This is a genomic window from Haloarcula nitratireducens, from assembly GCF_019599505.1.
Map to the genome: position 1 here is coordinate 13300 of NZ_RKLT01000034.1, position 17894 is coordinate 31193.

The window sequence follows — 17894 nt, forward strand, 5'->3', positions numbered from 1 at the left end:
GGAGTGTAGTGGGTGGTCGTCACACGAACGGAGCGACCAGTCCCGATTCCGACCACAACAGGTGTGGCGGACTAATCGACTACAGCTCCTGCTGGGCGATATTTCTGGAGATACGACCACTGCCTCCGTACTGACTGTTCTGCCAATCCAATTCCTCCCAGTAACCCGATGACGGCCGTTACATCTTTTACACACTGACATCAATTACACATTATGCCCATCGATATCGACCGCTTCGAGGAGGGAACCGGTGAGGAACTCCGGTCGGGCGGCCGCACGAATGCTGAAGAAATCCTCGCCTTCCTCGCGACTCATCCAGATCAGGCATACACACCGAAAGAAATCCACGAGGCAACCGCTGTCGCACGCGGAAGTATTGGCGTTGTCCTCTCACGGCTCGAAGATCGTGACCTCGTCCGGCATCGCGGCGAGTACTGGGCGATCAGTGACGATGTAGACGTCGACAAGACACTAACTGCGATGGCCACCGCTCGGGCCGCGACCGATCGCCTCGGTGCAGAAGATCCCGATGAGTGGGGTCCCGGTGCTGACGACGCCGAGGACCAGGAGTAATGCCGTATGAGCAAGGCGACATCTGGTGGGGACCGGCTCCACACAAGTCTGGCCCGTCGTACCGGCCGTGGGTTATCGTCAGCGATAGCTCTCATCCGTTCTCCCATACCGAGTGTATCGCGCTCGCGATGACAACGCAACAACACGCCGGCGCAATCGCTGTCGCAGATGCCGACTGGCTTGAGGGTGGGTCAGCCAAGGACGCCTACATTTCGCCATGGTATACAACGACGATTAAACACCGAGATTTCGACCGTCGGCAAGGAAGACTGGTACCAGCCATCATCAGTGAGGCGATCTCCGAACTGCACCGGTACACGCCGTCTCCCGACAAGTGACTCCCTGTCGCTTAGTGGCCAGGGAGGGAAGATAAGTGTCCAATGTCGTAAGTAGGGAATCCCGATGAGACCGACTCGTCACCGGGTCGTGAGTCGTGGGTCACTGACACCGTTGGGACAAATAGTGCATTGCATCGGAGTCACCTTCGAATGTCTCGGGAGAATGCACCTACTCGTTGTGTAAGCGGCCACAAGCTATAATCGATCACCAGAGAACGATCCATTAGAGAACACTCATTCAAATTGTGTGTTTGCACCGCGCCTCAATGATGAAGGGGCCAATGGACGGGGGACGACGTGCACTACTGTAGCAAAGTCCATTCGCGTGGTCGGCACGCGGGACACAGCAAACAGAATCACTGTTCTACAACACAGTCACATCAGCCATGTCACCATCCGATGACCATTCTCACCATGATAGCACGGATGCGCCCGTCAGTGCAGATGAGCACGCAGCGGTCGTCGCCAAGCTGGAGGCTGCCTTAGACGCTGACACTCCCGACGAGGCAAACGTCCACATCCGCGAAGCACTCCAATTGCTTGCGATAGAGTGAGCCCCAGTCATGAGACCACCAGATGCGAGCCGCATCGAAGGGCATTCGCAGCCACTCACAGCTGAAGAAGGTGTCGAGCAGATATCCCTAAGTAGCGACAGCAAAAAACCGTGATTCGAGTTGCACACAGCACGCTCATTCATCAATACTAACGGCCGAGCCCCTCTCACGCTCTACAGCCTCACCAACGGGCGCCCAAACTAACATGGTCACACTCATCATCGCCACTATCCCTGCCTGTGAACTTGCACTCTCCGACGTATTTGCCTCGCTTCCAGACATCGAAATCGAAGCCGAGCGAATCGTCAAAGGAGAGGAGAATGCTGCGATGCCACTTCTGTGGGTCCGAGGCGTCGAGCCTGACGACTTCGAGGCAGCCTGTGAAGCGGACCCGACAATTGACGATCTAGAGTTGCTAGCAGATTTCGATGAAGAGCTCCTCTATCGCATGCAGTGGTTCGACCGAATCGGTTTGCTCTTCCAAATGCTGACAAACGCGAACGCAACGATTCTCGAAGCCGTTGGCGAGAGCGAAACGTGGCATCTTCGGCTCCTGTATCCTTCCCGAGAACATCTCTCGAAAACGAAGACGTTCTGCTCGGAGCACGGGCTCTCATTCAGTATCGATGCAATTCGAAACATGGATCGCGACCCGTCTGGCCGGTACGGTCTCACATCAATCCAATACAATGCACTCATCACAGCGGTCGACGCAGGCTATTTCGACGTACCCCGAGAGGTGACACTCGACGAGTTAGCTGCCGAGATGAATCTCTCGCATCAAGCCTTATCGGAGTGTCTTCGTCGGGGAACCCACGTGCTCATCGAAGACACTGTCCTGATTGGAGCCGCTGAATTCAATTTGTAGCCCGTTATGATACTCACGTTCGGTTGCGGTACTCCGCAAGATAGTGAGGATGTGCCCCATCTTCGGAGTCGATAACGCCGCGTTGGAAGAGATAGTTGATCTGGAACGGGAGCCAGTCATCACGTAAGTTAGCGTGCCGAAATCCTGTATCTTGGAGAAATCCCACTGTGCCGAGTTGAACGTCGTACTCGTCCAGTACCTCGTACATATCTTCGATGAAGTTCACGTTGTACCACGGCATTGCCTCCATAAAGTCGGCCATCTCCTGGGGCGATTGCGGGTGGTCCGTCGCGGTCTCGTAGTATTCCGTAATCGTCGTTTCCGGAGCAATCTCGTACCGATCCGCGAACTCACTACCGGTCTCGAACGCGTCGAGGGTGGCGTCTATATACTGTTTGTATCGCCAGACCGGTGAGAATTCACTGACGGTAATCGTTCCGTCAGGAACTGCATCGCGAGCCTCGGCGAGCATCGTCGTGGCTTGCTGGAATCCATTATAGTGGACGTGGAGGTCGATGCCATCGATATCGGCGTCGGTTCGGAACAGCTCGACGAGTTGCTGATAGAACTGCTCGTACTTCTTGCGGACGTAGTCGCCGTAGAGGCGGTTGAATGCCCCAACCAGAACCTGCGGATCGCTGGCAGTGTAATTGGCCAGAAGATGATTGTTCAGGTCGCGCGTAAACGAGAGCAGCGTCGAGTCTTGGCCCTTGAGGTCTACGTCAGGGGTTTCCCAGATTGGTTCGTTGCCCAGCACGAGGGTAGTCACCGATGAGCCGATTGCCGTGAGCAGCTCTGTGGCGTATTCGAACAGTGCCTGCCGGTACGACGACTCTGCGGACGGAACTCGGATCGCCTCCAGATTCCCGAAGTTACCGGTAAAATTCCACTTGAGAGCGATGATACAGTCGACGCCCGTATTCTGACTCACACGCTGGAGCGCCGTGATGTCCGGATCGTCTCGTGGATCTATGCCCTGTTCGTACTTTTTTCGGACGTCGAGGAACGCGTGAATGACCGTTGTGTTGCTTTTCTCGACGAGTTCGATGTCGTCGCTAATGCGGCGAGGGCGTCCATTGAGGCTCCCGCCGAGAGTTGGGGTCACCGTCGACGATGCTGTCTGGGTCTGCTGTGGAGAGGAGTGGTGTGGTGTCTCCGATGCCGTCGGCGATGAGTTGCCAGTCGTGTTCGTAGTCGTATTCCCACTCAGCGTACAGCCTGCGAGACCGACCGCCGCGGCACTAGCTGCCAGTAGATCCCGTCGACGCATTCTCCTCGCTTCGAGATGAGTACAGAAAGGCGTGTGGGCCGATATCACCCCTTACAAAATAAAAGTGAGATAGAGACGATCTATTCGCTATTCTAACACTATGGGCGCAAATCCTGTAAATCAAATTGAATGAATATGATATCCTTCGCACTGTGACCAGCGAGATCGCTCGTTCTGCAGGGCTGCTGGAGCAGGCAGAAGCGGAACTCGGCGACACCGACCCCAGCGATGTACTTTATCTCGCGTGTGCCCTCGCCAGCGATGCAGCCATCTGGAGCGATGACGCCGATTTCGATGAACAGGCGCTGGTCGAGACTCACTCGACGAGTGAAGTGATTGATTCGTTCGACACGCGCTGAACGCCCCATTAGTATAGATGCGAAAGTCCAGTTAGAATCGACAAGGTTCCCTGCTGTCTATTGCTACATATCCGTTCCGGCAGCTACCACGGCCGATACTGATGTGTGGACGTTAGAGCGGCGTGACGTAGCGATACGCGAGCAACGCCACCGTGAGAGCGAGGATGACAGCTGGAACGGCGGTTTTCGATGGAGGGTCGCCGATGCGAAGGTGCGTCACCATGGCTCCTCCCATGACCCCGCTAAGGAGAAGGCCACTCACTACTGAGAGTTCGGGTCGCCACAGTAGTCCCACGAGCAGCCCGATCCCGGCACCGAGCTCGAGAACGCCAGTCAGTATCCGGACCCACTGCGGATACCCATACCGCTGGAACGCCTCAATCTGGTCATCCTGGTGGGTGACCTTCGCACCCCCTGCTCCCAAGCCGACGAGGCCGAGAAGAGCTTGCGAGCCGAGGACGGCGATGTTCGCAAGGTTCACTCTGCAACCTCCATCGGCGACGCCGTCAGCGCAGCAGCGATCGGCATGCCGGCGTCAAGTGGAATACCGACCGTGGTCGCAGCCGCGTCCGCTGCCCATCGTTCGTAGTCTTCACGAGCCTGAAACGCCTTCACGTACGGGCAGACGGCCCCGTAGACGTCTTGAGCAGTCAGCTCATCGCCAGCAAGGTCCTCGTAATCAGTAGCCACGCCGAAGGACATGACTGCGTCCGACGGCGCGACGTCGATCTCACTGTCGGGCGACGCCTGTATCTCGATTACCTCGTTCGTGGGCGTCTCCGTCCGGATATCGACCGGCTCGTCCACGAGATACGCCAAGGCGATCCCATCGTAGAAGCACCGGAAGTAGTACGTCTCGTCGGTCGTCTGCGCGGAGTGGGGCGTTTTCTCCTCGACGTGGCAGAGTTCATCAACGGCGATGCCATCGCCGTCAACCACGGTTCGAAACGCCGAGATCATGTCATCGAACGTCTCGATCGATTCACCGAAGAACCGGCCCATGTTGTCTGCCATCTCATCTGGGAGTCGCGCAGTCCTCACCGGCCGCTCCGCAGCCCAATTGTCTCCGTTCGTCGGCTGTTCAGGTGCCTGGTCGACCGCCAGATCGCCGCAATTGCAGTCTTCGTCGTACATGCATCATTACCTTGAATAGCGAAGTATTAATACTGTCAAGTCCGAAGTAACGAACCAAGTGCGGTGCGTGAAAGCTATGGCAGAAACACCTGACACATCCCCTGACGCGCCAGACGTCCAGAACGCCGAGATCGACTGCTACTGTCCACTGGGCGGTGTGATGGACCTTCTCAGTCGACAGTACGCGATGCAAGTGACCTGTGTCGTGGGTGCGATCGGTCCCGCAAGATACGGCGAGATCGAAGAGACGTTCGGCGAGGTGAGCAGTTCCACGCTGTCGACCCGCCTCGACAACCTCGTCGAGGCAGGGTTGCTCTCCCGCGAACAGTACAACGAAATCCCACCTCGCGTCGAGTACGAACTCACCGAGACGGGCGAAGAACTTCGCGAGCGACTCGATCCGCTCCTCGAATGGGCTGAGGAACAGGACGACTGCGACTAGCGCTTACCGCGAGCGATGAAACCGCGGATTCCAACGGACAGCGTCGCAGCAATCGGTTCGCCCCGATGAAGTTTCAGGTGACTTCGAGTGGCGTTACCGACACCGACGAACGTACTGTTCGGCGTCGTGTCGATACCTACGGGAGAAACGCACACGAGTAGCCATTTTGCCCCAACCGTCGATTACGTGTTCGATGGAATCGAGGACGGTGCGTCCGGCAGGAGCCATCCCGGGACAACTCGTGTCAGGACGACCATTCCAGTCAGTTCGACAAGCGTCTGTGTCACGACGACCGCTGGCGCGAGTGCATACTCCGATGGCAACGCCAGTGCCAGCGGCAGGATAACCAGCGAGTTCCGCGTTACGGACGTAAACACGAGCGCACGGCTCTCACCGACGTCCATCCCGAGCAGTCCGGCAGCGAGTCGTCCGAGCAGCGGCATGATGACGAGGAATGCCACGTACACAGGAACGACAGCCGCGATTTGCTCGATCGAGTCCTGAACCCGCGGTAACTGTGAAGCGATGACCACGAACAGCGTTATCCCCATCATCGGAACCGGGAACCACTCCATCGTGTCCTGCCACTGTTCGCCACGTTCCGACCGATCTGCCCAGAGTTCAGTGGCCCACGCGAGCGTCAACGGCAGCGCGATGATCACGACGAAAGCCTCGATGAACGGTCCGGCCTCGATGAACTCGGCGACCTGCTGGCCCATAAACAGCCAGAGGTACATCGGAAGCAACAGCAACTGAACGAGCATCAGTGCCGGCGTCGCAGCAGTAATCTGCTCAGCGTCCCCATCCGCGAGGTCCGTGAACGTGATGACGTAGTCGATACACGGCGTCAACAACACCATGAACGCCCCCACGAGAATCACCGGCTCCTGTGGGAGAAATCGGGTGAGGCCGAACACGACGACTGGAACGATCACGAAGTTCATTCCGAGTGCAGCTGCCATGAACCGCCTATTCCGGAATGCTCGTCGAATCCGGACAAACGGTATCTCCAGAAAGGTTACGTACAATAACACCGCCAAGACAGGATTGATAACCAGCTCCAAGAGTGAGCCTGCACTTGGGAGTCCGAGGCCGACCCAGATTGCGAAGAGAACGGCGATGGCGTACACTCCGACCTGATTGTGCTGAATCCACTGTTTCGAAAGGCGTGTCATAGAGTAGTCACTCTCGTTACTGAAGTGTGATTTCGAGGACGATCAGGGTCCCAAGAAGCACCCAGCCAAGTCCAGCAACGTCTCGGAGGCGTTGCTAGCCGTCGGGATACTGGCAGCAGCACTGGGTGAAGCGCGAACCACAGTCCGAGACCGACGAAGAATACCGGAACCACTCATCTATAGCCAGTTTGTCGCGGTAGTCGTAAGTTCGCATCGATAGGTGACTCAGAATCGGCGAAAGCAGATGTTCCTCGAACCAAGGTTCGGACGGGTAGGCGCTGGTAGTTCACCACGACCGTCCAACTGAAGCTATAGACTGCTCTGACCGCTGGGGTTGAAAAAGAACGCTCTCGTTAGACAGTCAAACGTATTCGGGAGAAACTGAGAGACGCGGTGGCACGTGTCTTGCTGCCGCTGGCATTGCTGTTTGGTAGCTGCGGGAGCCGAGATCGACCCCGTTTGTACAGGAGTGGAGTGAGTGGTCGTCACACGAACGGAGCGAACAGTCCGAATCTTTGGTTCACGACGGGTGTGCCACCGCTTCCGTCATTGAATTCTAGGGACCGAGATAAAGTGCCAGCCAGTACGGGCGAAATAGCTACAGATAGGCAAGGCGAGTGCCTCGGGGTCGTTCGAGATGGCTTTGCCGTCTCGTGATGACGAGAGAGCGGCGCTCTCTCGAACCCATTTGACCCCGAAGCGGTTCACCTATCGAATCCGATCCTGACCAGCGGTGGTAGTATCGGTGGCCGTCACTCTGACGAACGCGGCCGATAGAAAGCTCTAGCTTACTAAACGAGGGGTCGTCGTACCTTTTCAGATGAGCCATATGACAGACCAGCAACCCTGGACGACGCGAACGACGACTGATCACGACGAGATTCGCGAGTGGGTCGAAGCCAGGGGCGCAACCCCCACACACGTTACCGCCACGGCCAGCGAAGGCGACCTCGGCGTCTTACGGATCGACTTCCCGGAGGCTGACGTGAACCTCGAGCCCGTCGAGTGGGACGACTTCTTCGCAAAGTTCGACCGGGAGGAACTCGCGTTCCGCTACCAGGATGAGAAACGCGACGGCGAGCAGAGCTATTTCCATCGCTTCGTGAGTCGCGACGCGATGCCGGGGCGGACGATGACTACTACCGGCCACGACCGCATCCGCGAGTGGGCCGAGGCCCGCGACGCCAAGCCATCACACGTCATCGACACTGGGGCTGGCGACGACGTGGGCGTGCTCAGACTCGACTTTCCCGAGGAGGAACTTGACCCGTCCCTCGAGGAGATAGCCTGGGAGGACTTCTTTACAAAATTCGACCAGGAAGGGCTCGCGTTTCGCTATCAAGAGACCAAAGCGAGCGGCGAGCAGAGCTATTTCCACCGATTCGTCCAGCGCGAAGAGCTGGGTGTCACCGACGCGGTAGACGCGGACGTTTCGGTGGTAGCCGCCGGGACAGCACCGACTGGGACGGCCCCCGAGACCGACTTGACGGTCGGGCTCGTCGTCGACGAGATACATGAAGACGCCCGTGGGTACGATCATTGGAACAAGAACGACGAGTACCTCGTCTTCCGGAACGAGGGCGAAGAGATACTGGACCTTACCGGGTGGACCGTCCAGAGCGAGGACGGTCACACCTACCAGTTCCCCGAGGAGTTCCACCTAGGGTCTCGGAAGGCGGTGACTCTCTACACCGGATCCGGCGACGACAGCGATGACCGACTCTACTGGGGGGCCAAACGCGCGGTCTGGAAGAACACGGGTGATAAGGTAACTGTGAGCGACGACGAGGAACGCGCCATAATACGAGAAGCGTACTGAGTGGGACTGCTGTAGACGCCTTGGCGGCAGGAGGACGCCGTCGTCTGAGGTCGGCGCGGCGAGTCAGTCCTCGGACCGGCCCTCTGTTTGAACGCTCTCCGTCCCGTCACCGACATGGGGGTTGACAATCGTCCTCTGGGAGAGATGTTTGGAGTTGCTCAACAGGCTCTCCTCCGTTCCACATTTGGAACCTGTATCAATCGTTTCGAGGGGTCTACACTAACACGAGTGACTGTTAAGACCGGGTAGTTTCTTTCTCGTGCTTCTAGTAAGGTTGGGGTAGGCAGGCCTAAGCAGAGTCATACTTTCATGATTGGCTGACAACTACGTCTATGCCGAAAACTGAGCCCCCTAGCGGCTCTGTCGTCGTCATCTCGAACGACGCTCCAGGATCAGTTACAGTCGCCAGATCGCTCGGGAAACACGATGTTCGGGTTATCGTCGCCTCTGATAGTGACCAGTCTCCAGCGTTTTCTTCGAAGTACTGCGACGAACGCGTTCACCTCCCGAGTCCATCCGATGACTTACTCTCCTATCGGAACGTGCTGTTAGATCTCGCTGCACGCCCGTCTGTGCGCACTATCGTGCCAGTCCGTGAAGAGGATATTTACGTCCTCTCGAAATATCGTGACGCGTTTACAGACCATCTCACACCGGTCTGGCCAACGATGGACACGCTGGAGTTGGCCCACGATCGACTCCAGCTCTTCGAAGCGGCTGAGCGAACGAATGTTACGGTCCCCGAGACACAGTTGCTCACTGAGGTTGAGGACTGGGACCGTCGGCTGATAGCCAAAGCACGCTATGGCGCCCTGACACAGCATTACCTCGACGCGATTCCGGCGACCGAATCCTGGTCGACGCCGAATACGCAGTACTTCGAGCCGGGAGAGACACCCGATATCGATGGACTCATCGATCGGATGGGACACGTTCCAATTGTCCAAGAGTACATCCCCGGTACAGAGTACACGGTCCGAGCGCTGTACAACGAAGGAGATGCCTTGTTCAGCACGCAGAAGGCTCTTCGTCGAGGGTTCAAATATCCTCGCGGACCAAGCGTCTATCACGAGGCCGTTGATATTCGCGAGCTTCGGGAGGCGGCGCTCGCAGTGTTAGACGAACTCGAGTGGCATGGCGTGGCCTCCGTTGGGTTCATTCGCGATGAGGAGACGGGTGAGTTCAATCTCCTCGAAATCAATCCTCGCTTCTGGTCGTCGCTCCCCTGTGATATCCACGCGAGCGTCGACTACCCACGATACTACTGGCTGCTTGCGAACGGCGACGAGGGACCATTCGATCCACCGTATCGCCCGGGGATGGCGTCGCACTTCCTTCGCGGTGAGGCCGTTCACCTTGCCAGCGTCGCGACAGAACAGTATCCGTTCGTCGAGAAACCATCGTTGCCACGGACGGCCGCAGCGATGGGGTGGTCGATGATTACCCAGCCCCACTTCGACTTTTTCAGTACGGACGATCCGAAGCCGTTTGTCCGCGACTGTCTCAATGCGGTGCCCACCCCATGGGACAACCAGTCGGTCTCAGCGGAAGAGACGGAGTCAGGAGACACGTCGACCCCGCTGTCAGCCCTATTTACAGCGCTCAAATCAGCTAACCGATAATACGAGTCTATTAGCGACTCGCGCTCTCAGAGGATATTACCGAGGAGGACGTGATTCTTCTCTATGTCTCGTCAATGCTTGCTACTTCAAGATGGTGAACTTACAATTCAGTAATATATTCATACGGTTTGAACGGTCACTATAACAAACTGACCGCTATGTGTCCTAACTACTGTGGGTCACCTGACCCACCTCGCGGAGCGTCAAGGGACGCTGCCACCAGTAACACCCCGTCATTACAGCGTCCCCTATCCGCGGCTAATGAGGGCTAAAAAAGCGTGTGACATGAGTCTGTGTCCATAGCGTTTGGTGCCAACGGGGCTCGAAAAGTTGATGGGATACACCGACCTGACTGGTCGCTACGAGACGATTGCGGGCGCACTCGCGGACTTGACCGCCTGTATCAGCAGTACGCTTCAGTTCAATACGATCCGGGAGGGAATCCGGTTAACGACGTGGAAAATCGCGTTCGAATGTTCACTGACTCCCGCCTCTTGTTCGGAACCCATGACGTCAGTCAAGCTGATGAATGATACAGTGAGCCGCTCAGTATAGTACATGTATATAGTACACTGCGAGTGGTGCCCTATCGCTGAACGAAGATGAAGGGACGGTCGGCGATCCACTCTGCGGCGTCTATTTCGGAGCGAATCGATTCCTGGAGTCGGGCTGTCTCTTCGGGAGCATACGAGAACCCGTTCGACTGAAATTTCTTGATCCAGTACTTCCGTGGGGCTTCGTTTACGTGATGGGTTCCTCGAAGTCCAGGTGGGGCAGCGGTGAAAACTACACGCGGCGCCGCTGCTGTAAGGGTATCAACGAGGGTGTCGGCGAATCGCGACGGAATGTGTTCGGCAGTCTCGATACACAGTGCCAATTCATATTGATTGTCGAGCTCCAGCGGTTCGCGAAGGTCGTGAATGGTGAGCGCATCGGTTGGTATCTCAGCGTGGTCTCGGGCCTGTGAACAGCCTTCGACGCCATGGACAGTGGCGCCATGGGCTTGGAATCCAGTAAGATACCGACCGAGTCCACACCCGAAGTCGATCACGGAGTCAGGCTCGTATGCCTCATACAGGATATCGGCGACAGCGTGGGCTTCCTCGACCGGCGTGTTGGAGACTAGGTTAATCCAGCGGTCGCCAAATCCATATATATGGTCGGGAGTGGCAATACCGAGCGTGTCAGCCCTAGCAAGCATCCATTTGCCGATTGTGGTAATATACGGGTGCACGCATTGATATTCGAAGTGGACGACATCGCTATTCGGGGCTTACTCGAACTCAATTCATCTGAATCAACTTTTCGAGGCCACACTGAGAGCTACACTCCCTATTGAAAGTATACTGCCAGCAGGGATGTCGTCAACCGCCAATACTCTCTGAATCTCTGAGCGGGCGTGCGGACATTCAGCTCACCGGCTTTGTCGCCGGTCGCCGGAACAACCACTACGAACTGTCCACCCTGGTCGGTTTGCCCAACGAGTCTTCGGTCACCGTTGCCATCCTTGACGCACACATCGGCGTCTGTAACTGGGTCGCCGTCGATAGTCGCGGTGATCGTGATTCTGTTGCCTGGTCCGACTGTGCCCTCATACGAGATGTCTATCACGCCACTACGACTGCCGGACTGCCCAGCAGTCGGAGCCGCCTGTTGCCCGCCTGCAGAGACGTCGAGCGTTGCTTGAGTCGTAGTTGTCAATCCCTGGCCGGTGGAGAGGCTCGCGTCACCCTGCTCCCGGAAAACGACGCGCACACTGTCAGCCATTTGAATCTGCCCCTAGTCGCCGCATTCAGCCGCCGTTCGTGTCAGTTGCTGAGGATTCCAATGGAGGAATTGAGATGTACTAATGCAATTACTGTCGTTGGACGCCGACGAAGAAGGCAGGGTTCCGGCTCCACTGTCGTTCGAACATTGTCTCAAATGCAAAGATGATTTCCCAGCCCCCGGCTCGTCCGAATCGCTCTTGGAGTTCACGCGGGGTAATGCCGTAGATAGACCGTTCGTCCCGGCGAGCGTCGCCAAGCACACAGTAGAGCCCACCACTCGGGACGACATCGGCCAGACCGGCGACAAACCGGTCCCGTTCGACGTCACTGAAGATGTGGAACATTGCCGAATCGACCACAGTTCGAAACGTAAGATTTCGTTCCCGGAGTCCAGAGAGATTGATCGCGTCCCAGACGAGAAACTGTGCGGCGATCCGCCGCCAGCGTGCCTTCTTCTTCGCTTGCCGGATCGCAAGCGGGGAAAGGTCGATTCCGAGAACCTCGTATCCCTGTCGGGCGAGAAACAGCGACAGTTCGCCCGTCCCACAGCCGACATCGAGGACGCGATTACGGACGAGCCCTGCGTCAAGGAGCTGAACGAACGCCCGCTGGGGGCGGCCGATGTCCCAGTTCGGGACACCGGCGTACGCCGCATCGTAGATGTGCGCGATCGGTCGCAGTCGGGAGGGTGGTGACTCGTTCATCTTACCCTCCGTATGCAATGACGAATCAGAACACGGAGTCGAGGGGCAATCATCGAGGCCTACTACGGTCGGTTTGAAGAAGCCGGTTTTGTTCAGTCGACAAACACACTCGCTCTCCCAGACGGGAAAATGAGGATGTATCGGCCTACCGCAAACCCGTAGTGTGACGTCGCCAGCCGTCGGACGTGGCGATGATTCAACGATCATTTGTTCGAGAGGAATGCCAGGAGTGCGGCACCGAACGCGACGAGGGCGGCAGCGAGCAGGAGGTCTCCGTACTCGACGCCCCCAGCGGCCGCGAGTCCGGCGAAAGTGACCGGACCTGCAGCCCACCCGGAGAAGGTTGTGCTGTTGCGCAGACTGAACGCTCCGGCGCGGTAGTCCGCCTCGACGCGGTTGCTCACGGCGGCGTCGACCGTCGGGAGCAACAGGCCGATCCCCGCTCCTACGATTACGAGAGCGCCGGCGGCCGCGAGTGAATCGGGCACGAACCACGTGGCGAGAAACCCGACCCCGTAACAGGCGAACCCGAGGGCGATCAGCCGGCCGTTCGAGAGCAACCGGGCCAAGCGCCCACTCGCCGCCGCGACCATCGATTCGGCCCGGATCGCCCAGCTCGTCGAGTACTTCGAAGACTACGCTGAGTATCTCGTGGTTACCTTGCTGCCGGAAGACGCGCAGGCGTTGGACGACAATGTGAACCGGGGTACTGCTATCTGAGCGACAGCGCGAAATTATACTCAACCAGTTGAAATCATACTATCTTGAGGACACTATCAGGGGAGTCGTATTGTTCTTAAGTGGCAAGCTGGAAGACAAATTAAAGTGGGCCTGCATGAGTGGCAGTATCGAAAGACAGTACTAGTTCTCTGTACTCTCGCACTATTCGTCACCGTGTTCGGGCGGCTCGCACTCAGCCCAGTCGTCCCTGACATTGCGACCGAATTTCACACGTCGAATACGTTGATTGGCGGAGCGCTAACCGGGATGTGGTTTACGTACGCCTTGACGCAGTTCCCGAGTGGGATTCTCGCTGACCGATTCGGAGATCGACGACTAATCCTCGCTTCAGTCGGTGGTACTGGTCTCTCAGCACTGCTTATCGTTATTGCTCCAACTTTCGGTGTCTTCGTCTTGGGTGTCGTCGTTCTAGGTGCTGTCGCTGGGCTTCACTATAGCGTAGCGACGGCACTTATCACGCGAATCTACGATGGTATCGGGACCGCTATCGGTATTCACAATTCTGGGGCACCGCTCGCAGGACTCTTGGCTCCTGTGGTCGTTTCAGGAATAGCAGTCAGGTTCGGTTGGCGGCCCGCGGTGGCAGTCGGGACATTGGTCGCGCTCCCGATCACTGCGCTGATTGCGGCCGGGATTCGCTCCTCCGAACCTCGACAGCCCGACGAACCGATGCGCGATCAGGTTGACCGCGATAAGATTGTAGAGATGCTTACTCGACCGACGGTCGTTTTCACTGGTATCATCGCGATTATCGTCGAATTCTCGTGGCAGGGACTCGCCTCGTTTCTCCCGGCGTTCTTCGTACAGTACCATGGCTATTCGCAGACGCTCGCAGGAACGCTGTTCGCTGCCTATTTCGTGGTTCAGGGTGTCCTCCAGACGGGTGTCGGAGTCGTCGCTGACCGACTGGGTCGTGACCTTGCGATCGTGTCGTGTATGGTCTTTAGCATCGCTGGCATCGGATTACTACTCCGCGGATCAAATATCGAAGAAATCGCTCTCGGTATCGGGCTGCTCGGCCTGGGAATGAGTTGGGGCGCAGCGGTATTCCCCAGGTTCATGGACCGTATTGATGAGGGCGAACGTGGCTTTGGCTTTGGATTATTCAGAACAGTATACATGGTTGTCGCCGCCACGGGATCGGTTGCTCTCGGGTTTCTGGCTGATCAGTACGGATGGGTCGTCTCTTTTGGCTTTCTTGTCGTACTTCTCGTCCTCGTCTGCGGCCTTCTAGCGGTCAACTCCCTGTTCTCTCTTGACTACTGATTCCGCTCAGTTGTGCGACTGAGTGTCCTCCAGATACGTTGAAAACGGTGGCGAGTCCCTTTCTGGTCGCCTTGCTCTCGAAGACGCACAGGCGCTAAATGACGACGTAGATCGGGGTTCTGCTATCGAAGCAGCAACTCACAGCTCAAACCCTCTATAGGAGACACGAATAGAACTCGTCAGAATGTCTCTCGTCGTCAAAGCAGCTGTGGAGGATGCGCTGTCGAAGCACAACGTCTCGCGGATTTCTACGGGACACTTGATACGGAAGCCGCTGAACGACTCGAGGATACCATCCGCGTGCTGAAGCCAACGACCGAAGGACAGTCCAGACACGCGATCTCTAAGGCACACTCGAGCAGTTTTGTCTCGTCAGCGATGAACCAGTTCCTGTTTTAAGAGGCCTGCGGGAGCACGGTACTATTATGAGTATCTCAGCGGAGTCAATCGAGGTAGAGAATGTTGTCGCATCAAGCGATGTTGGCCAGGAGCTCGCGCTCGAATCACTCGCTATGGATCTTGAGGGAAGTGACTACGATCCGGAAAATTTCCCCGGCCTCGTCTATCGGATGCACGATCCCAAAGCTGCAGCGCTGATTTTCCGCTCGGGCAAAGTCGTGTGTACCGGGGCGAAAAGCGTAGACGACGTTGAAGTGGCTCTCGGACAGGTTTTTGACGAACTCCGCAGCTTGGGGGTTGAGGTTGACGACTCACCAGCAATCCATGTTCAGAATATCGTCTCGAGTGCTGATCTAAAGGCGAACTTGAATTTGAATGCGATTGCGATCGGGCTCGGTCTCGAACATATCGAGTACGAACCAGAACAGTTCCCGGGGCTTGTCTATCGACTTGACGACCCGGATGTCGTGTCACTACTTTTCGGTAGCGGGAAACTCGTCATCACGGGCGGCAAGCAGTTGACCGATGCCGAAGAAGCACTCACGGTAATCAAAAATCAACTGAACGACCTTGGGTTGCTGGAGTGAGGAATTGAAGAGTGGAGTTAGCGCTCACTCACGGCGAGCGCGTGCCTTCCAGTCAAATTCCTGTTTTCGTTCGGCAGCATGTCGTAGGCCATCAGCCACCTGCTGGGTTACTGCTTCCCCGAAGTCAACAAGGTCTGCCAGAAAGACATCCTGATAGTTCTCAAGGAGATCGTAGGACCACCGCCCTGCGTGTGTATCATCGGCTGTGTCGTCGGTCACGACGCCGCGGGGGAGATATTCGTCCCGGAGTTCGTCCGCCAGCTCGTCATATCCGCATTGACGGAGGTGATCCTCGGCGTCTGCTAAGTGATCCATCGCCCGACCAGTATCGTGATGGAAACTGACGAGGTGACCGTGTGCCCGGTGAAGGTGCTCGATTCCCAACTCGACCTGATGCAATGCCTCACGCTCTTGGTCGCTCAACTGGTCTGAATGGTCTTTGCTATCGGATACCATACGGGATATACTAATAGCGGACAAATACGAGTTTCGTTACGTATAGGGTGCTAAAACCTTGTTAAAGCCGCCCATCTAGACCTTCGGTGATTCTCGCTTTGGACAAAGTCTGTTATACTCGGGATGTCGGCACTGTCTAGTTCAACGCCTCGGCGGGTGTTTTGCCGTTAAGCGCTTGATTGGGCCGTTGCTGGTTGTAATAGCGTTTGAACTGCTGACACCATTCGGTGACAGCTGGTCGATTGCCCACCCAATACGTATGAAAGTGGTCAGTTCGCTGTTTGAGGGTCTGAAACCACTTTTCAATGTGGTTTCGGTCACTGTATTCGACCCGACCGCTCAACTGTAACCGTGAGAGGGCAGTCCGATAGCCATAGCCATCGATCAAGAAGTCTGTCTCGGCGACATCGTACTTCTCGGTGAGCCGATGCAGAAATGCAGCCGCCGGATCGGTACCATGGCGGCTGAAAACGTCGATATCTAGCAGATACAACGAATCGAGATCGACCGCCACATACAGCCAATACCACTCGGTCCCGATCTGGACAGCAGTTTCGTCGACCGCGACCCGCGACGGCTTCGCCGTCGGCGGGTCCGCATCGCTGTCGGCCAGCCGATGAACCCACTGCCAAACTGCGCGGTGAGAGCGTTGAACATGCGACGTACTCCGTCTCGTACAACCAGTCGAACAGCTCGGCGTCGCACCTGAACGTATGCAGTTCGGGGGGAGGTCGGATGGCTGGAAAGTAGAATTGTGCATCTGGACCCGGAAGAGGAACCCAACTTCTATGTACTAATCAAGCAGTCTTCGGGACAACGAATAAATGAATCCTATCTCATTCTTCTTCTCTTTGAGTATCAGATGGCCGCTACAGCTACTCCCTGTGCAGCTTCCGGTTTCAGTCGACGTGGTCGTCGTACTGGCAATCATCGCTATCGTCTTCGTTCTCTTCGTCACCCAGCCGGTTCCGATCGATGCCACCGCGGTCGGTCTCGTAGTTGTCCTCATCCTCCTCGGCGAGTGGACCGGCGTGTCGCCGGAGCAGGGGGTCTCTGGATTCTCGAACCCCGCGACGCTCACCGTGCTGGCGATGTTCGTCCTGAGCGAAGGCGTCCGACGGACCGGCGTCATCCAGATCCTTACACGGAAATTGATCGCATTTGCCGGAGATAATGAGTTCCGGCAGTTGCTCGCCACGGTCACGCTCTCCGGGCCGCCCGGCGGGGTCGTCAGCAACGTCTCGGTCGTCGCCGTGTTGATACCTGCGATAATGAACCTCGCCCGGCAGACGAAGACGTCGCCCTCGAAGCTCCTGATACCACTGTCGTTCGCCTCGATGCTCGGTGGCATGCTCACCGTCGTCGGGACGATAACGAACCTCCTGGCGAGCGAGGTATGGGTCCAGGTCGGCGGTCCCGACGCACAGCCGTTTGCCCTGCTCGAGTTCACGCATTTGGGCGCTATCGTCCTGCTCGTGGGGGTCGTGTATCTGCTCACCGTCGGTCAATACCTCACTCCGGCACGGATCGAACCGGCGGAGTCGCCCACTGACGCGTTCGGCATGACCGACTACCTCACCGACGTCGTCGTCATGGAGGACTCGCCGCTCGTCGGTTCCCGGGTCGGAGAACTGAGCGAGCGGGACCTCGATCTCGACGTGTTCCAGATCATTCGTGGCAACCGGACGCTCGCCCGCGGGCTCGGATCGGAACGGATCCAGGTCGGCGACGTCCTCTCCGTCAGAGCCGACCAAGAAACCCTCCAAGAGGTCATCGAGCAGGACCATCTGCAGCTGTTACCGGAAGTTATGGAGGCGG

18 protein-coding genes and 2 pseudogenes are annotated in these 17894 nt (G+C 57.1%); 10 read left to right on the top strand and 10 right to left on the bottom strand.

Going from position 1 to position 17894, the window contains the following annotated elements:
- The first annotated feature begins 213 nt into the window (after positions 1-213).
- From EGH23_RS24270 to EGH23_RS24280, 3 genes are all read left to right on the top strand, one after another.
- A complete protein-coding gene (locus EGH23_RS24270; RefSeq protein ID WP_220582567.1) occupies positions 214-573 on the top strand; it encodes a MarR family transcriptional regulator in 360 nt (119 codons plus the stop codon).
- Positions 573-911, top strand: coding sequence for a type II toxin-antitoxin system PemK/MazF family toxin (locus tag EGH23_RS24275; RefSeq protein WP_220582568.1), 339 nt, complete (start codon positions 573-575; stop codon positions 909-911). Before EGH23_RS24270 ends, EGH23_RS24275 begins: the two co-directional genes overlap by 1 nt.
- Before the next feature lie 759 nt (positions 912-1670).
- The gene (locus EGH23_RS24280) at positions 1671-2333 is read left to right on the top strand and encodes a helix-turn-helix domain-containing protein (RefSeq protein WP_220582569.1); all 663 of its coding nucleotides are present in this window, start codon (positions 1671-1673) and stop codon (positions 2331-2333) included.
- A gap of 13 nt (positions 2334-2346) precedes the next feature.
- Here EGH23_RS24280 and EGH23_RS24285 read toward each other — a convergent pair whose 3' ends face one another.
- On the bottom strand, positions 2347-3603 hold the full coding sequence (locus EGH23_RS24285; RefSeq protein ID WP_220582570.1) for a hypothetical protein: 1257 nt from the start codon (positions 3601-3603) through the stop codon (positions 2347-2349).
- Between the two features lie 185 nt (positions 3604-3788).
- Between EGH23_RS24285 and EGH23_RS24290 the strand changes: the two are divergent.
- Positions 3789-3962, top strand: a pseudogene (locus tag EGH23_RS24290) (PIN domain-containing protein); the annotation flags it as partial.
- Positions 3963-4074: 112 nt separating this feature from the next.
- Here the strand turns inward: EGH23_RS24290 and EGH23_RS24295 are convergent.
- Both EGH23_RS24295 and merB read right to left on the bottom strand, forming a co-directional pair.
- Positions 4075-4443 carry a DoxX family protein gene (locus EGH23_RS24295; protein WP_220582571.1) on the bottom strand — a complete coding sequence of 123 codons (369 nt, stop codon included), beginning with the start codon at positions 4441-4443 and terminating at the stop codon, positions 4075-4077.
- Positions 4440-5096 (bottom strand): organomercurial lyase, encoded by a 657-nt coding sequence (gene merB, locus EGH23_RS24300; protein WP_220582572.1) that lies wholly within the window; start codon positions 5094-5096, stop codon positions 4440-4442. The genes EGH23_RS24295 and merB overlap by 4 nt, the downstream gene beginning before the upstream one ends.
- 76 nt (positions 5097-5172) lie before the next feature.
- On the opposite strand from merB, the gene EGH23_RS24305 reads away from it, so the two are divergent.
- Positions 5173-5538, top strand: a complete 366-nt coding sequence (locus tag EGH23_RS24305) for a winged helix-turn-helix transcriptional regulator (protein ID WP_220582573.1) — start codon at positions 5173-5175, stop codon at positions 5536-5538.
- A gap of 182 nt (positions 5539-5720) precedes the next feature.
- Here EGH23_RS24305 and EGH23_RS24310 read toward each other — a convergent pair whose 3' ends face one another.
- On the bottom strand, positions 5721-6713 hold the full coding sequence (locus tag EGH23_RS24310) for an arsenic resistance protein (RefSeq protein ID WP_220582574.1): 993 nt from the start codon (positions 6711-6713) through the stop codon (positions 5721-5723).
- 820 nt (positions 6714-7533) lie between these two features.
- Here EGH23_RS24310 and EGH23_RS24315 point away from each other — a divergent pair.
- The gene (locus EGH23_RS24315) at positions 7534-8532 is read left to right on the top strand and encodes a lamin tail domain-containing protein (RefSeq protein WP_220582575.1); all 999 of its coding nucleotides are present in this window, start codon (positions 7534-7536) and stop codon (positions 8530-8532) included.
- Positions 8533-9200: 668 nt separating this feature from the next.
- Positions 9201-10154, top strand: coding sequence for an ATP-grasp domain-containing protein (locus tag EGH23_RS24320; protein WP_220582576.1), 954 nt, complete (start codon positions 9201-9203; stop codon positions 10152-10154).
- A gap of 586 nt (positions 10155-10740) precedes the next feature.
- Here EGH23_RS24320 and EGH23_RS24325 read toward each other — a convergent pair.
- From EGH23_RS24325 to EGH23_RS24340, 4 genes are all read right to left on the bottom strand, one after another.
- Positions 10741-11388, bottom strand: a complete 648-nt coding sequence (locus EGH23_RS24325) for a methyltransferase domain-containing protein (protein WP_220582577.1) — start codon at positions 11386-11388, stop codon at positions 10741-10743.
- Between the two features lie 98 nt (positions 11389-11486).
- Complete coding sequence (locus EGH23_RS24330; RefSeq protein WP_220582578.1) at positions 11487-11765, bottom strand: hypothetical protein; 279 nt, start codon at positions 11763-11765, stop codon at positions 11487-11489.
- Between the two features lie 244 nt (positions 11766-12009).
- Entirely contained in the window at positions 12010-12627 is a 618-nt protein-coding gene (locus EGH23_RS24335) for a class I SAM-dependent methyltransferase (RefSeq protein WP_220582579.1), read from the bottom strand.
- 203 nt (positions 12628-12830) lie between these two features.
- The gene (locus EGH23_RS24340; RefSeq protein ID WP_220582580.1) at positions 12831-13220 is read right to left on the bottom strand and encodes an MFS transporter; all 390 of its coding nucleotides are present in this window, start codon (positions 13218-13220) and stop codon (positions 12831-12833) included.
- 238 nt (positions 13221-13458) lie between these two features.
- On the opposite strand from EGH23_RS24340, the gene EGH23_RS24345 reads away from it, so the two are divergent.
- On the top strand, positions 13459-14634 hold the full coding sequence (locus EGH23_RS24345; RefSeq protein ID WP_220582586.1) for an MFS transporter: 1176 nt from the start codon (positions 13459-13461) through the stop codon (positions 14632-14634).
- Between the two features lie 425 nt (positions 14635-15059).
- Positions 15060-15620: a TATA-box-binding protein gene (locus EGH23_RS24350; RefSeq protein ID WP_220582581.1), complete on the top strand. Its 561-nt coding sequence runs from the start codon at positions 15060-15062 to the stop codon at positions 15618-15620.
- A gap of 24 nt (positions 15621-15644) precedes the next feature.
- Here the strand turns inward: EGH23_RS24350 and EGH23_RS24355 are convergent, their stop codons facing one another.
- Both EGH23_RS24355 and EGH23_RS24360 read right to left on the bottom strand, forming a co-directional pair.
- On the bottom strand, positions 15645-16076 hold the full coding sequence (locus tag EGH23_RS24355; protein WP_220582582.1) for a hypothetical protein: 432 nt from the start codon (positions 16074-16076) through the stop codon (positions 15645-15647).
- Positions 16077-16212: 136 nt separating this feature from the next.
- Positions 16213-16791 (bottom strand): annotated as a pseudogene (locus EGH23_RS24360) (IS6 family transposase); the annotation flags it as partial.
- Positions 16792-16900: 109 nt separating this feature from the next.
- Here EGH23_RS24360 and EGH23_RS24365 point away from each other — a divergent pair.
- A partial coding sequence (locus tag EGH23_RS24365; RefSeq protein WP_236045064.1) for an SLC13 family permease occupies positions 16901-17894 on the top strand: 994 nt, incomplete at its 3' end.